Genomic DNA, 14,623 nt, shown 5'->3' with positions numbered 1-14,623 from the left:
GAGGAAACAAAGAATATGACCACCTTACGAATCCGCGGTATGACCTGCGCCTCCTGTGCCGAGCATGTCAGAGAGGCCTTGGAGCAAATTCCCGGTGTGCACCGGGCGGATGTCTCCTATGCCAGCGGCAAAGCCGAATTGAAGGCCGACGAGGGCGTAAGCCGAGAGCAAATGCAGGCCGCCGTCGAGGCTCTGGGGTATCGAGCGGCGTTCGAAGATTCCACGATACAAGCCCGTCCTGGCCTGCTCGACAAGGCGCGGGGCTGGTTGAGCGGCAGCACTGGCGCCGGGAAAGAGGACGGCAGGCTCCACGTTGCGGTCATCGGCAGCGGTGGCGCCGCCATGGCGGCCGCACTCAAGGCGGTGGAAGGCGGTGCCCGCGTCACCTTGATCGAGCGTGGCATCATCGGCGGCACCTGCGTCAACGTGGGCTGCGTGCCCTCCAAGATCATGATTCGTGCCGCGCATGTTGCCCATCTGCGCCGCGAGAGTCCGTTCGACGCGGGGCTATCCGCCACGACGCCGACCGTCCTGCGCGAACGGCTGCTCGCGCAGCAGCAAGGTCGTGTGGACGAACTGCGCCACGCCAAGTACGAAGGTATTCTGGAGAGCACCCCAGCCATCAGCGTGCTGCGTGGCACCGCCCGTTTCCAGGACGGCCACACGCTCAGCGTGGAACTGGCCGAGGGGGGCGAGCGCATCGTAGCCTTCGACCGCTGCCTGGTCGCCACCGGCGCAAGCGCTGCCGTTCCGCCGATTCCAGGGCTGAAAGACACGCCGTACTGGACCTCGGACGAGGCGCTGGCGAGCGATACAATCCCTAAGCGGCTCGCCGTGATCGGCGCCTCCGTAGTGGCGGTGGAACTGGCGCAGGCCTTCGCCCGGCTGGGTAGCGAGGTCACGATCCTGGCACGCAGTGCGATGTTCTTCCGTGAAGACCCGGCCATCGGCGCGGCGGTGACGGAGGCCTTCCGTATGGATGGCATCGAAGTGCTGGAGCAAACGCAAGCCAGCCATGTGTCCCACGCCAACGGCGAGTTCGTACTGACCACCAACCATGGTGAGTTACGTGCCGACCAACTGCTCATTGCCACCGGGCGCTTGCCGAACACCCAGGGCATGAATCTGGACGGCGCCGGCGTGAAGCTGGACGAGCGCGGTGGAATCCGGATTGATCAGGGCATGCGCACCAGCGCAGCGGATATCTATGCGGCCGGCGACTGCACCGACCAGCCGCAGTTCGTCTATGTGGCGGCGGCTGCTGGCACCCGCGCGGCAATCAACATGACCGGCGGCGAGGCAAGGCTCAATCTCGACGTCATGCCGGCCGTGGTGTTCACCGATCCGCAAGTGGCCACCGTCGGCTACAGCGAAGCCGAAGCGCACCACGCCGGGATCGAAACCGACAGCCGCACCTTGACCCTGGACAACGTGCCGCGCGCGCTGGCCAACTTCGACACGCGGGGTTTCATCAAGTTGGTCGCCGAAGCGGGCTCCGGTCGGCTGCTGGGTGTGCAGGCGGTGACTCCGGAAGCGGGCGAAATCATCCAGACCGCCGCCATTGCCATCCGCGCCCGGATGACGGTGCAGGAACTGGCCGATCAGTTGTTCCCCTACCTGACGATGGTCGAGGGGCTGAAGCTCGCCGCACAGACCTTTAACAAGGACGTCAAACAATTGTCCTGCTGCGCAGGGTAATGAGAGAGCGAGGTTGAAACATGAGCAACACGGCAGGCGATCTCGGTAGGTGCGACAGCCTACGCAAGACATGGCAGGTGGTCAGCTTCTGGGGGCTGCCTGCCGTCGTGGCGACGATAGCGATTGTTCTGTCAGATCGACGCCCCGCGTTGTTCCTGGCAGCGGGCGCCGCGCTGGCCGTGATGGGCGGCGCCTGCCTGGTCAACGCCACGCGTTGTCGCCGCCTTCACTGCTACATCACGGGGCCTTACTTCCTGTTGCTCGCGGTTGGTGCGCTACTGGCTTATGTGTTTGACCAAAACGGCGAGCATCTCTCCAGGCTGTGGCTGCTACTGGCTCTGGGTGCTGCACCGTTGCTCATCTGGCTACCTGAGCGCCTAGCCGGAAGGAAATATCTGAGCGCCCCAATTTGCGGTGAAGATCGGGAGTGTCGGCGATGAATGCCTACTCCATATCCAGATTGGCCGAGGACGCGGGCGTTAGTGTCCATATAGTCCGAGATTATGTGCTGCGCGGCTTGCTGCACCCCGCGCGGCGCACGGAAAGCGGTTACGGCATTTTCGATGAGCGGTCCCTGGCGCGGCTGTGCTTCGTGCGTGCCGCCTTCGAGTCCGGTATCGGGCTCGACGAATTGGCGCGGCTCTGTCGAGCGCTCGATGCGCACGATAGTACCGATGTGATCGGGTGTATCGAGCGCTTGCTTCGGCAAATCGCGACACGGCAGGCGGCTTTAGCCGCAGTGAAAACGGAGTTGGCCGGGCTGACCCATTGCGCCGTCGAAGGTCACGCCCATGCGTAACACCAACCAATCCGAATCAATCAAGATACCCCGCTGGCGCGCCTACACGTGGGGTGCGCTCGCCGCGCTCACTTGCCCCTGCCATTTGCCGGTGCTGGCATTGCTGCTTTCGGGGACTGCGGCCGGGGCCTTCGTCAGCGAACATTGGAGCCTCGCTGCGCTAGTGCTGGCGGTTCTCTTCATCCTCTTCCTGAGAGCGGCACTGCGGGCCTTTCGGGAGCGGCCGTGATCCGCTCAGACCACTGCGCGGTCTCCGCTGCCGAGTTGCGGCAGAGTTGCGGCAGAGTTGGGAGCGCCGGGAATTCTTCTGCACTACCGGTCGCAGGTCGATCTGCGCACAGGTTCGATCACGGGTGCGGAAGCGTTACTAGGTTTTCTTGGACGACGGAGGAACCCCATCATGAACGCAAACAACACCCCTACCATCAGTTGCTGCGAATGTTGCAAGGACATTCCCCTTGACGCCGCGCTTACGCCGGAAGGTTCCGAGTACGTCGTGCACTTCTGTGGCCTGGAGTGCTATCAACGCTTTATGTCTCGCGCGGATAAGAGGGCGGCATTCGAGCCTGAAAGCCCCTGCACACAAAAGGTCAGTACCCGTCACGACGACTAATTCGCTTTGCCTCTGGAAAGTGGCTCTGGTTAATTGCAGAAAGCGTGAGCCCACGATGATGGAATGCAAGCCGACGCATCTGAATGCAAGCTCACTCGCAGTGAATGTGAGCCCGGCTGCTCCGTCAGTTGCAGTTAGTCTGAGCCGGGAATCGCATTGATTGCGAGCGCGGCCGATTTCAAACGCGAGCCGTTACAGCTATCAATCGACAACTCAAGACCTTCCAGTTCGGAATGCGCGTGCTCATGATCATGCTCCTGGTACTCCAGATCGTAATCATGGGAGTGGCCCGCATGCCTAAAACAAGCGAGCACTGAATTCATGAGGCTCCGAAATATCGACTGCCGACTCCAGTAAGCCTTCGCGCTCGACGAAAGAGTACGATTGAGTGCTGCCGTCTGGACGGGTAATGGAACGCTTTGGCGAGAAGGTCAGTGTGACCAGTCGTGAAGACGAGGGAACCCAGGTGCGATTGAGTTTCCGGATCGCCAAAAGCGGTTCATGCTTTAAACAAACGAGGCCGCAACTGCGGCCTCGTTTTCTACATTTACTCTTTAGACAACAACACCCTCGTCACCCGACGCTCTTCGACCGAAACAACGGTCATGCTCCACTCCTGCCAATTGAGCTTATCTCCAATGATCGGCAGACGATCCAGCAAGCTCATGACCAACCCCGCGAGCGTCTGATAGTCATCAGTCGCTTCAGCCTGGAAGCCGATGTGTTCGCGAATCTGGCTGAGATTCAACGCACCGCTGACGAGGAAACCTCCATCCTGAGCAACGATGTTCGGGCCTTCAATTTCACTGGCATCCGGCAGCTCACCCGCGATGGATTCGAGGATGTCAGTCATCGTGAGAATACCGATGAAGTCACCGAACTCGTTCACCACGAAAGCGATGTGAGTCGACTCTTTACGCATCTGTTCCAGCGCGTTGAGAATCGTGAAGCTGTCCAGCAAATTGATTGCCTTGCGCGCCATGGTTTCCAGGTTTGGCTGATTACCTGCCAACAGCTCTTTCAACAACTCTTTCTTATGGACGAACCCCAATGGCTCATCAACTCTTCCCTCTCTGATCAACGGCAACCTGGAGTACGACGAGTGCATCAGCGTTGTGCGGATTTCTTCTGGAGTGTCGGCCAAGTCAATGTGGTCGATTTCAGCACGCGGGGTCATGACGCTGCGAATAGGTCGCTCCGCTAACTGAAGCACCCCACTGATCATGACGCGCTCCCGTCGATGGAAAACCTGATCGGAATCCCTGCCTGACAGCATGTCAGCGATTTCCTCTCCGACTTCATCTGCACCCAACTTGTGGCCACCCAGCAAACGCATGACGGCGTGCGCGGTACGCTCACGCATTGGGCGATGACCCTGCAAACTCTTCTTACGACGCGAGCGAGCGACCTGGTTGAACAGCTCAATCAAGATGGAGAAGCCAATCGCTGCGTATAGATAGCCTTTCGGAATGTGGAAGCCCAAGCCCTCAGCTGTGAGGCTGAAGCCGATCATCATCAAGAAGCCCAAGCAGAGCATGATGACGGTTGGGTGCCCGTTGACGAAGTTGGTCAGTGGCTTACTCGCGATGATCATCAGCCCAATCGAGATCACCACAGCGATCATCATGACGGACAAATGTTCCACCATGCCCACAGCCGTGATAACAGCGTCCAGCGAGAAGACCGCATCCAGCACCACAATCTGCGCAACGATAGGCCAGAACATCGCATAGGCCGCATTACCTGAACGCTCGGTCACGTGTCCTTCGAGTCGCTCATGCAATTCCATGGTTGCCTTGAATAACAGGAACACGCCACCGAACAGCATGATCAAGTCTCGGCCCGAGAACGTCTTGTCGAAGACTTCGAACAAAGGCTCGGTCAGGGTCACCATCCAGGAGATGCTGGCCAGCAAGCCAAGACGCATCAACAACGCAAGAGAGAGGCCAATGACACGGGCACGATCTCGCTGCTCGGGCGGCAGCTTGTCAGCCAAGATGGCAATGAACACAAGGTTATCGATGCCGAGCACCAGCTCCAGCACGATCAGGGTCAGCAGGCCAAGCCATGCCGTGGGGTCAGCAATCCATTCCATAGGGATTATTCAATCTCTCGTAGAGTGAGGGTAAATGAGTGAATTGCACGAACACACGAACTCCTGCTCGACAGAGCGGATTTGATGTTCAGGGCGAAAGGCGTAAGAGAGAAAGGCTTCCCAGAGCATATACAAGGAGGTGAAGTTTTGGAGATGGCACAGTTCGTCTTGGAGAAGGTAATCGCTGAGAAACCTACAGACGGAATTTCGAGGTTAAGCGACCTTAAAAAACGAGATCTACGCTCAATAGCGGAGAGCGAACTGATAGAAGGTGTGGATTGAAAAAAGCTACTGGGAGGCTCCAGGAGGGTGCTCATATAGACCTGAAAAAAATTGGGGATGAGATCCTACAATGTCCGGAACGGCCCGTACGAGGAGAATCATTACAAGATCTGACTGAGAAACATGTCGCGGCGCCCCACTTTTTAACCTTAGTGACTCTGCAATCAAACACGCAAACGAATGTCTGCGTTGGGTCGTACTCTGCTGGTCATGGCCACGAAGCATGCTGGTCAAATCCAATGCAAATAACTGGTCAGGTCGGATGCAAATGGGGGGGCAAGTCTGTGCAATTACCCAGTGTAGCTGGGACTCAGCATCTCGCGCTTCATTCCCCAGTCTGGGGTCACTGGGACACGACCCGGTCGCATAGTGCCCCGTCCCCATTTCGCATTGATCTGATCCATCACCTGCATGACTTTCTGCGATGCGGCGGGCTGTACATTGGCAAAGAGATCAGGGGTGTACTCGTCTGGTTGGCAAATCTCCAACAGCAGAATCTCCGCTTTGCTGAAGGCAAATCCAGGCTGGTAAATCAATTCCAGTCCTTGGATCGCTGCCTTGGTTACGTCCGAGATCGGATCACCGATCCAGAAGAATTCAAGAAGTATGAGGAAAGCACGGGCGCCGCATCGGCTGGCCATCCGGTCACCCCACAGGCCTTTTACGGCGCGGGTGAGACACTGGAAGGTGCGCCGGTGGATGGTGCGGTTATCCTTGAGTTTCCAACGCTGGCCGACGCTAGAGCTGCGTACGACAGCCCTCAATACCAAGATGCCTTAAAGCATCGATTGAAGGGGGCTGAGTACCGCGTGTTTATCGTAGAAGGACTGCCTAAATAGGATCGCTCTAGCGATTTCAACAGGGCAAAACGCTCAACATGATGCCCGTCTATGAGGCAAAAAAGACCGAAAATTGTTAGCAGGAAAATTACCACTAAAATCAATGGCTTGTGCTCTTCTAACTGTTAGGGTCATTCAGATACAATGATGGCTGTGTCATTGCCCGCAGCTACGACGCGAAGCCTTTCGTCAAAATGGGAGAACCCTATTTCCAGATCAAGCACAAGCTCAAGCAGTACGGCATCGTGCCGTTTTCCTCGAACTATGCCCTGTACGGGGATATGAGCGAGCGGGTTATGACGGTGATCGAGAGCATGGTCCCGGCGGTCGAGATCTACAGCATCGATAAGAATAAGTTGCATACTGTGGACGCCCAAAGTTAGATGGTGTCCCCATGGACATTGACGCTTGTTCTTACAGAGATTTCACTTGCCTACCGTCGAACACATTCACTTCAGTCCGCATGACCTTTCTGTCAAAGACCGCCTGATTACCTACTCGCTGAATAGCTCCCGTGTAGTGATCGAAGGACTACCACAAATATTCTGGGAAGACGGCTTGCCCTGGAGAGAAGCCAATCTCTGGGCTATGGAGAGAGTCACCAATGGTGAGGCACTCCTTAAGACCGTTTCTAGCAACCTGAACGGGCTGTTGAACTACGCGAAGTTTTTGGAGAGTCGCGGGCTTCAGTGGTTTGAGTTTCCGTCTCGAAAGGCTGATCGATGTCTTGTTCAGTACCGTGGGGCGCTTATCAAGGCTCGTGATGCTGGTCATATCAGTCCTGCCACGGCTTCCGAGTACATGCGTAACTGCATCAGTTTCTACAGGTGGATTAGGAGGCGTGGCCTTCTAAACCCGCTATTGCCGCTGTGGAAAGACAAGCGCTATTTCATCAAATACTTTGATCAGGTCGGCTTCGAGCGAACGCTCGCTGGCACCACCACCGATCTGGGTATTCCAAACCGAAAACGCATTGGGGTCACTTTGGAAGGTGGGCTACTTCCAGTGTCTGCGGTTGATCGCGACGCCATTCTTGATTTCGCAAAACAGAGCGCCTCACCCGAGCTTTACCTGATGTTGGCTCTAGGTTTCTTTACGGGTATGCGACTGGGAACGATCTGTGACCTTCGCATCGACACGTTGGAGCGTGCCCTACATGATCCGTCTGCTAAAGGTCTGCTTCTGATATCCGTAGGGCCAAGTGCGTCCCCGCCCGTGCATACCAAATTTGCGGTAACTGGCCAGGTATGGATTCCCGAAGCTTTGTGTTCAGAAGTCTTGGAGTACGCCAAGGGTCTTCGCAGGTTGACTCGCGAGGCATCTGCTGCTGGCGAGCATCAAGACTTAGTGTTCTTGACACGTTTCGGAAACCCTTTCGGACGTCGCAACAGTGATCAGTCTTCGGCCATAAACGTTGAGATGTCATCGCTTAGAAAACTAGGCATCGCGTCGGGCATCAAAGCGCTCAGGAAGTTTCGCTTCCACCAATCCCGATGCACCTTTGGAACTGAGTTAGCTAGGCTCGCTTTAGCAAATTGCACTGATGTGGCGATAGTGATTGCGACTGTCAGCAATGCATTGCTTCACGGTCGAAATTCGGAGGCTACCACCTTCAAATACATCAAATTTTTGCAAGCCGCACCCGCCAAGCAGGCCATTGCGAACAGCTTCATGACTGCGTTTACAGGGATTGCTTCGATGCAGGGAGCAAGCAATGAATAATCTGACGTTTTCAGACCTAACGTTTCCAATGCTTGAGTACGCGAAAAATGAGACGCCCTGGGATCTGGCACCACTTTTATACAGCGGTGGTGCTAAGGCAAAAGTGAAGACTGTACGCAGTGAAATCACATCAGGTGCTTTGGGTGATCCTTTGCTGGAGCGGGTAGAGCTTGTGAAGGGGCTCCATGACTGTTTGACCGACGACCTTGTCGGCGGGAGGAGCCGCTTTTCGGCAAATAACAAGATTGGTGCGTTGAGGAAGTTTTTTCAGTGGGTGGATCAGTGCGAGCGTCCGTTGAGCATTGATACGGTCGCGGAGGAATACTTGGGGTGGGCTGAACATCTTCTACAGCGTCATCGCGTGGAAGGATATCTAACTGCCGGATCATTATACGACGCGGCAAGTTTAACTGCGACGATGCTCGACCGAGTTCTAGGCCGAAGCTCGACGCTTCTGTACAGCACCCGAATCCGCAAGCCTAGAGGCAACGGAAAGGCCAGTAATGGGGGCGCTGATAAGCAAAGTTTAGAAGAGAGCTTTTCATTCGGGCAGTTCATTGCCGACGTCTGTGCGTCCCTTACCTATGAAGCTGTGGCGGGGCCACTTCCCATCCACGTGGAGTTGCGGTCGGGTTCGACGCTACCTATCTGGTGCGGCCTGCGCGATACAGAGAAGGAAGCGTCACGACGGATTCGACCTCAAACCAAATTCCAGATTGCGGCCATCCTTAGAAACCGCGAACTTCGGAGCGCTGACGTTTCAATCGAGACTCGATACCCGGCAGTGAATCTGCGAATCGAAGCCGAGCTGCTCATGTTCATCGCACAAACCGGCATGAATTTGTCGCAGGCGCATCAGCTTCGGATCGACCAATACCATTACACGAGTCATTTTGATGGTTACCAAGTGAGGTCTTACAAAAATCGCCGTCAGGGTGAAGTGCTGTTTGACGTTTTCTCAAGCTACAAGCAGTGGTTCGAACGCTACATTGAGTGGCGTAACACGTGGTTTCCTGACGATCTAGAGGGACTTCTTTTCCCTCTCGTCCGCCCTGGGGGACGTCTTGTTTTAGAAGCTCCTCAGTTCACGGCTATTGCGCGCGTCTGCAACGATTCCAGTGTTCGATTTGTTCGACCTCGTAAGCTCCGGGGTGCGCGTATTAACTGGCTGTTACGTGAGTCGCAACGCCCCGAACTGGTGGCGGAAATCGCACAGCATACCGCTGAAACTTTGATTCGTGTGTACGCCGAGCCCAATCCGCAAATTGCGATGATTGAAATCACTCGATTTCACCGGCAAGCAGATCCCGTCGTTTGCTCACCTGCTCCAGGTACTTGTGTGGCGCCGATACCAGAATCGGTCGTGGATGCTCCGACTAATGCTCCTGATCCCGATTGTATCAACGCTGCGGGTTGCCTTTTCTGCGTCAATCATCGGGATATTGAAAGCGAGGATCACGTCTGGTCTCTGAGTAGTTTGCGAGTGCTAAAGAGCTTGGAGCTAGTTAGATATCGCCCAGCTTGCACGGATAGATCTGACGAGGCTGACCATCCAGCGATGCTTGCGGTCGAGCGTCTGAGTGCGAAGTTACGGTTCTTTCAAGAGAGTAGCGAGGTGCGTCGGCTTTGGGTGGATGAGGCACTGGCACGCATAGCTGAGGAGGACTATCACCCAGCGTGGGACGGATTTATTCGGCTTGCGGAAGTTTCAGGGGGGGCTTCCCTATGAATATGCTCACGACGTTAGGGCTTTCTATCGAGTCGCCTCTCGCCGTTCCTGGGGCATCGAATTACCGTCCAGAGAGCTGGCCTCCGCCACCTGACTGGCCGGTCGTAATTGATGCACAGGGCAAAGTAATAAGCCGTTGGGGCGATCCAATTTGGAGGCTTGATCCATGGGCCAAGAAGGCGCTGACGCTGAATTTTGGCGATGGGCCAGTTAAAAAATCAGCGACGCCAATTAGCTCAAAGAACGCAAATTTACTTCGAATCATCACTGGCTGGTGGCTATACGGGCCGTACGGCGCTCGTGGCTACAGATCCCTTAAAACGCGTTTCGATCAGATGCGGCGGCTGTTTGTTCTTTGCGAGGAGGCAGGAATACTTGCCAGCGAATTAAGCCACTTTCCACGCGTATGCGAACGGATCCCTGCCTTTCTTTCAACCTCAAGAAAAACCGAGTTTCTGACGTTAATGCATGAGCTTTACGCGTCTAGGGATGCTGTAGGGTTTACGTTGCTGGACTCAGGCTCCCTAACCCGTCTGGCTGCGCTTTTTCCAACTCACCACACAGCTCAAACACCGTACATCCCTCCACGTATTTGGCGCTATCAAGTTACTAGGCTGCGAGAGTGCCTTGATGACTTCCTATCCCATCGAGAACAGGTTGAAGCTTGTTACCGGTTCTGCTTCGCGGCTTACGAACATAACCAGAGGGTTTCAGAGAGAACGGCGTGCGTAAACGCACCGCCTTTTTGCGGCCATAATATGCAGTTATCAGGCGCTAAAACGGGGCTTCGTTTTCTCGGCGCGTTTGCAGATACCGCGAAACGCTTCGGCATCTTTGAGCTGCTTGAACGTTGGGTGGGTCGCAGTGGCGACTTACAAGTAAGAGCGCTGACTAGCTATTTGAAACTGGTCAACGGCGCGGGATTAGCTTACATCCTTAATTTCAGTCTCATGCGGGTCGAGGAAGCATGGAATCTTCGAGCTGGGTGCCTTGACATCGAGCACGACAAGAACTTCGGCGACATTTTTTTGTTACGTGGGCAAACGACAAAAACGCTCTCTGATAGCGACGCCGTTTGGGTCACATCCCCATCTGTGGCAGTCGCCGTGAAGGCGATGGAGGTTATTTCTATGTTTCGCTCACTATACGCACCTCACGAAGCCGCGAGAGTTCTCGCCGGGCGTTACTTGACCGATTTTTCTTACGAGCCCTGGAGTTCATTGCGCAATAAAGGTAATCACTCACTGAGACCGAGCATTCAGTCATATGCCGACCTTTTGGGGCAGTACGGGAAGCTCTTTGACTCAGAATGTTTGCGTATCACGACTGAGGATTTGAAACTGGCCCGGCTAGCTACCCCTACACTGCCGGAGGAGTATCAAGTGGGCGCTGTATGGCCGTTGGCGTGGCATCAGTTGCGTAGAACTGGGGCAGTAAACATGCAAGCTTCCGGGCTCGTAAGTGATGCTTCGCTTCAGTACCAGCTCAAGCATGTCACTCGAGCGATGAGCCTTTACTACGGACAAAATCACTCGCGGCTGCGTCTAGAGGAGAAAGCTCACACTCTGTACGTTCGCACAATGTACGAGACGCTTGGAAGAGAGTTGCAGCAACTTACGAGTGAGCGTTTTGTCAGTCCCCATGGAGACAAACGAAAGGCTGAGATCGTTCGGCTGATTTCGCCAGAGGATGCGAAGAAGATGATTGGTTTGGCAAAGAAAGGCGCGGTTGCCTGTCGCCCGATCATTCTTGGCGTTTGTTCGAGTCGCAAGCCTTGTCCGTACGGCGGAATTGACAACATTGCCCATTGCGGGGGCGGTGATTCAGTGGATGCAAAACCTTGCCCTGATGTGCTGTATGACTCAGAACGATTGGGCTCGGTAGATGATCTTGAACATGTACTCAAAGAGCGGCTTGCTACTGCTCAGGATGGAAGTCCGCTAATGGAATCTTTGATGGCTCAACAGCGAAGCGTAGCAAGCTTTCGTCGTGTCGTAGGGAGCGCGAATGGACGTTGAACTCCCTGCTCGCCGCAGCGCGGCTGATCAATATCGTGATGCTTTTGAGCGCCTGAAACTCAATAGGCCACAGCTTCTACCGAAGGGGACACCGGTCACTCAGAACAACGTGGCCAAAGAGGCCGGGAGCGATCCGTCGGCGCTTAAGAAATCTCGTTTCCCGAGTCTCATCGCTGAGATAAAAACCTACGTGGAACAAAATGCGGAGGAGCGACCTCCTTCGTTGAACCAGGTAAATCTTCTCGCCCGCCAGAAAAGCCGCGCCCTGCGTGATCGGATTGAGGAAGTAGCCCGGCAGCGCGACCAACTCGCAAGTTTATTGAGCGAAGCGGATACGAAAATCATTGAGCTGTATGACCGTATCGCTGAGCTTGAGCGGCAGTTGCCTGCGTCAAATATAATTTCGTTGGATCCGCGCGGGCCGAGAAAGCTCTGAGATAACAGCGCGTATGCAGCTAGTCGCCTGGGTGTAGGGACTGGCCTATTCCGACCACTCTGCTGCTCAACCTTGATGCGGCGAGCCGGAAGGAGCGCTCTGCTTCCTGCCTATTGCCTGCGATCAGCCGATGGAAACAGGCAGCTATCGGCCGATTCTGTTGAAAAAGTCGGCCATGGTTTCCTCCGGTAAAGTACGCGCTTGAGATTGATATCTTTAATTTGAGCAGAGGATTCCAGGCTCAGATTTCGCGTAGCTGCACGCAAAAAAGGTATTTTCAGCAGTCACTACGTGGGCGGTCGGGAAAGACCGACTTTTTCAACAGAATCGGCCAGTAGCAGTCATTCAAGCTTGATCAAAACCATGTCGCGACGTTTCGATTTCTATCGCGTTATTGACGCAGTCTGCGAACTTTTTCGCCAAATTAGTGCCGGTACTGCGCGGATGTAGATCAGCTCACCCACCAACTCGACTAGCGTCTGGGTGATCACCGCCGCCGCCGCAAGGCCTCGAATCTCTTCAGGTAATGCCAGGGCCAGTGGGAGAACGACCAAAGAATTGCGTGTTGACGAGCTGAATGTCACTGCTCTGGCAGTCGTGGACGGCAGCTTGAAAGCTCTCGAAGCCAAAGCGCCAACCAACGGAGCCAATAGCATGAAGCCGATGTATACGGGGATGACCGGAGCAAGTTTGTCGATGTCGCGAACGACCGAGGAGATTTGAGAGCCGACCACCGCGACCAGAACCGCAGCCATTGCTGGGACAGGTAGCCAAGCCCAGGCGGCATTCCAACCACTGACGATTTTCGACTTTTTGGCTAGCGCCGCTGTTACCACCGCCAATAACAACGGCGCGACAATCAGCACGAGAAAGGCTTCAACAAAGGGGCCAACCGAGATCATGACTTCGGACTGTCCACCCAACATGAAGGCCAAGTACACGGGTAGCAGAACAAGCTGAAGCAGCAGCAGGATTGGTGTGGCTGCAAGGATTCCACGAGAGTCGCCCTTGCCAATATGAGTAAAGACCACCACGTAGTCGATGCAGGGTGTCAGCAGTACCAGGAGAGCACCAACAAGGATCGCCGGATGATCCGTGAGTCCCCGAGTGAGCCCCCATACCAACAGCGGAATCAGTACAAAGTTGGCGATCAGCAGGGCTGACATGAAGCGTCTATTGCTCAGTCCTTCACGCAGATTAAGAAAGGGAATCTGTAAGAACATCGCGTACATCAGCACGGCGATGGTTGGCGTTACCAAAGCGTTCAACCCCTGAGCAGCCACAGGCGCCATGAACCCACCGATTGCTGCGGCAATGACCGCGACGAAATAGATCGGTATTTGGTTCTGTTCAAGTGCGTCACTATCCATAGCGCTCCCCTCGGGTATCAAAAAAAGGCCGTCAACCTAAACAACACCAGCTCGTCCGTCGAGTGATGGTGTAGGCACACGGTCATGCCATTATATGTCACGTATCATCGCGGTTTATTTGGGGCAAGGTTGCTTTTCCAAAGGGCACAACAAGCTGCTCCAAATAGCCCTGCGGGAATCCCTGTTCATGCAGTCCAACCTCTGCGCCCAGCTTCCCTGCGCTGTCGTAGAACGTGCCGAACAACCGATCCCATACCATCAGAAACTCACCAAAGTTCACTTGGGCATCTTCGAAGTCACGCTTGTGGTGCCAACGATGGATTTCGGCGACCCCAAACACATGTCGTAACCAGCCCACCCGGTAATCCAGGTTCGAGTGCTGGAAGGCCAGGTGCACGCTCAAAATGCCAAACCAGGTCGCGACCACCGCCGAGGGTGCCCCTGAAGCGAGCAGCACTACCAGCCCAGGGCCTGCCATGAGCGCAGCGTGGAGGGGGTGGCGCCGCTCACCGTTCATCCAGTACAGCCGTTCGGCACTGTGGTGAACCATGTGGAAACGCCACAGCCAGGGCACCTGGTGGCTGATTCGGTGGATGCTGTACAGACTCAGGTCGAGCACCACCACAACTAGCAACAGCTGCAGCCATAATGGGCTCTCACTGGGAAATAGACGCATCGAGGCAGGTACCGCATCCCCCAGTTTGGCCACGATTTCTGCCGTGAACTGAATGACGGAAAGGTTTACTAGCAAGTGCAGCAAGTCCGTCTGGGTGTCCTGGTGATCTTCCAGCCACTCCTGCCGAAACGGCAGAAGATGCTCCAATGCCGCGATGGCCAGCAGCCCGACCGCAGCGACAAGGGGAGATGTCGGCCAATAGGGCATTCCAGCGTATAACGCCCACACCATGAAGGCCGCACAACCGCCAAATACTAAGGGATAGCTCAACCATCGAATGGCTAAACGAGAAATGCTGGACATTATCGGGCTCCCGAATTGTGAGCCTTTACGATATGTGTGGGTA

13 protein-coding genes and 3 pseudogenes are annotated in these 14,623 nt (G+C 55.4%); 11 read left to right on the top strand and 5 right to left on the bottom strand.

Going from position 1 to position 14,623, the window contains the following annotated elements:
- The first annotated feature begins 15 nt into the window (after nucleotides 1-15).
- The 5 genes and pseudogenes from merA to H097_RS15390 form a co-directional block, all read left to right on the top strand.
- Nucleotides 16-1,698 carry a mercury(II) reductase gene (gene merA, locus H097_RS15410; protein WP_032860802.1) on the top strand — a complete coding sequence of 561 codons (1,683 nt, stop codon included), beginning with the start codon at nucleotides 16-18 and terminating at the stop codon, nucleotides 1,696-1,698.
- A gap of 20 nt (nucleotides 1,699-1,718) precedes the next feature.
- Complete coding sequence (locus tag H097_RS15405) at nucleotides 1,719-2,138, top strand: hypothetical protein (protein WP_032860799.1); 420 nt, start codon at nucleotides 1,719-1,721, stop codon at nucleotides 2,136-2,138.
- Nucleotides 2,135-2,497, top strand: coding sequence for a mercuric resistance transcriptional repressor MerD (gene merD, locus H097_RS15400; protein ID WP_010466052.1), 363 nt, complete (start codon nucleotides 2,135-2,137; stop codon nucleotides 2,495-2,497). The genes H097_RS15405 and merD overlap by 4 nt, the downstream gene beginning before the upstream one ends.
- Complete coding sequence (gene merE, locus H097_RS15395; RefSeq protein ID WP_019819729.1) at nucleotides 2,490-2,726, top strand: broad-spectrum mercury transporter MerE; 237 nt, start codon at nucleotides 2,490-2,492, stop codon at nucleotides 2,724-2,726. Before merD ends, merE begins: the two co-directional genes overlap by 8 nt.
- Nucleotides 2,727-2,897: 171 nt before the next feature.
- A pseudogene (locus tag H097_RS15390) lies at nucleotides 2,898-3,110 on the top strand (DUF3330 domain-containing protein); the annotation flags it as partial.
- Nucleotides 3,111-3,310: 200 nt separating this feature from the next.
- Here the strand turns inward: H097_RS15390 and H097_RS27795 are convergent.
- From H097_RS27795 to H097_RS29020, 3 genes and pseudogenes are all read right to left on the bottom strand, one after another.
- Nucleotides 3,311-3,518: pseudogene (locus tag H097_RS27795) on the bottom strand (nickel/cobalt efflux protein RcnA); the annotation flags it as partial.
- A 139-nt stretch (nucleotides 3,519-3,657) separates the two neighbouring features.
- Entirely contained in the window at nucleotides 3,658-5,205 is a 1,548-nt protein-coding gene (locus H097_RS15380; protein ID WP_032860794.1) for a TerC family protein, read from the bottom strand.
- A gap of 572 nt (nucleotides 5,206-5,777) precedes the next feature.
- Nucleotides 5,778-5,900 carry a DUF4113 domain-containing protein gene (locus H097_RS29020; protein WP_268241172.1) on the bottom strand — a complete coding sequence of 41 codons (123 nt, stop codon included), beginning with the start codon at nucleotides 5,898-5,900 and terminating at the stop codon, nucleotides 5,778-5,780.
- Nucleotides 5,901-5,960: 60 nt separating this feature from the next.
- On the opposite strand from H097_RS29020, the gene H097_RS27790 reads away from it, so the two are divergent.
- The 6 genes and pseudogenes from H097_RS27790 (at nucleotide 5,961) to H097_RS15345 (ending at nucleotide 12,231) form a co-directional block, all read left to right on the top strand.
- On the top strand, nucleotides 5,961-6,326 hold the full coding sequence (locus H097_RS27790) for a DUF1330 domain-containing protein (protein ID WP_241495433.1): 366 nt from the start codon (nucleotides 5,961-5,963) through the stop codon (nucleotides 6,324-6,326).
- 143 nt (nucleotides 6,327-6,469) lie between these two features.
- Nucleotides 6,470-6,676, top strand: a pseudogene (locus H097_RS15365) (DNA polymerase V subunit UmuC); the annotation flags it as partial.
- Between the two features lie 58 nt (nucleotides 6,677-6,734).
- A complete protein-coding gene (locus tag H097_RS15360; protein ID WP_032860791.1) occupies nucleotides 6,735-8,048 on the top strand; it encodes a site-specific integrase in 1,314 nt (437 codons plus the stop codon).
- Nucleotides 8,041-9,777, top strand: coding sequence for a hypothetical protein (locus tag H097_RS15355; RefSeq protein ID WP_032860789.1), 1,737 nt, complete (start codon nucleotides 8,041-8,043; stop codon nucleotides 9,775-9,777). The genes H097_RS15360 and H097_RS15355 overlap by 8 nt, the downstream gene beginning before the upstream one ends.
- Complete coding sequence (locus H097_RS28755) at nucleotides 9,774-11,795, top strand: hypothetical protein (RefSeq protein WP_229752091.1); 2,022 nt, start codon at nucleotides 9,774-9,776, stop codon at nucleotides 11,793-11,795. Before H097_RS15355 ends, H097_RS28755 begins: the two co-directional genes overlap by 4 nt.
- Nucleotides 11,785-12,231: a hypothetical protein gene (locus H097_RS15345; protein ID WP_032860787.1), complete on the top strand. Its 447-nt coding sequence runs from the start codon at nucleotides 11,785-11,787 to the stop codon at nucleotides 12,229-12,231. The genes H097_RS28755 and H097_RS15345 overlap by 11 nt, the downstream gene beginning before the upstream one ends.
- A 383-nt stretch (nucleotides 12,232-12,614) precedes the next feature.
- On the opposite strand, the gene H097_RS15340 is transcribed toward H097_RS15345, so the two are convergent.
- Nucleotides 12,615-13,601 (bottom strand): arsenic resistance protein, encoded by a 987-nt coding sequence (locus tag H097_RS15340; protein WP_032860786.1) that lies wholly within the window; start codon nucleotides 13,599-13,601, stop codon nucleotides 12,615-12,617.
- 97 nt (nucleotides 13,602-13,698) lie between these two features.
- Nucleotides 13,699-14,580 (bottom strand): sterol desaturase family protein, encoded by an 882-nt coding sequence (locus tag H097_RS15335; protein WP_032860784.1) that lies wholly within the window; start codon nucleotides 14,578-14,580, stop codon nucleotides 13,699-13,701.
- Nucleotides 14,581-14,623 lie beyond the last annotated feature (43 nt).

It is taken from the genome of Pseudomonas sp. FH4 (genome assembly GCF_000510915.2).
Lineage (GTDB): Bacteria > Pseudomonadota > Gammaproteobacteria > Pseudomonadales > Pseudomonadaceae > Aquipseudomonas > Aquipseudomonas brenneri.
This window is presented reverse-complemented; position numbering and strand designations above follow the sequence as displayed.

Bases quoted from the DNA above. Each gene is read 5' to 3' on its own strand.
- merA (WP_032860802.1), top strand. From the start codon at position 16: ATGACCACCTTACGAATCCGCGGTATGACCTGCGCCTCCTGTGCCGAG.
- H097_RS15405 (WP_032860799.1), top strand. From the start codon at position 1,719: ATGAGCAACACGGCAGGCGATCTCGGTAGGTGCGACAGCCTACGCAAG.
- merD (WP_010466052.1), top strand. From the start codon at position 2,135: ATGAATGCCTACTCCATATCCAGATTGGCCGAGGACGCGGGCGTTAGT.
- merE (WP_019819729.1), top strand. From the start codon at position 2,490: ATGCGTAACACCAACCAATCCGAATCAATCAAGATACCCCGCTGGCGC.
- H097_RS15380 (WP_032860794.1), bottom strand. From the start codon at position 5,205: ATGGAATGGATTGCTGACCCCACGGCATGGCTTGGCCTGCTGACCCTG.
- H097_RS29020 (WP_268241172.1), bottom strand. From the start codon at position 5,900: ATGCAGGTGATGGATCAGATCAATGCGAAATGGGGACGGGGCACTATG.
- H097_RS15355 (WP_032860789.1), top strand. From the start codon at position 8,041: ATGAATAATCTGACGTTTTCAGACCTAACGTTTCCAATGCTTGAGTAC.
- H097_RS28755 (WP_229752091.1), top strand. From the start codon at position 9,774: ATGAATATGCTCACGACGTTAGGGCTTTCTATCGAGTCGCCTCTCGCC.
- H097_RS15345 (WP_032860787.1), top strand. From the start codon at position 11,785: ATGGACGTTGAACTCCCTGCTCGCCGCAGCGCGGCTGATCAATATCGT.
- H097_RS15340 (WP_032860786.1), bottom strand. From the start codon at position 13,601: ATGGATAGTGACGCACTTGAACAGAACCAAATACCGATCTATTTCGTC.
- H097_RS15335 (WP_032860784.1), bottom strand. From the start codon at position 14,580: ATGTCCAGCATTTCTCGTTTAGCCATTCGATGGTTGAGCTATCCCTTA.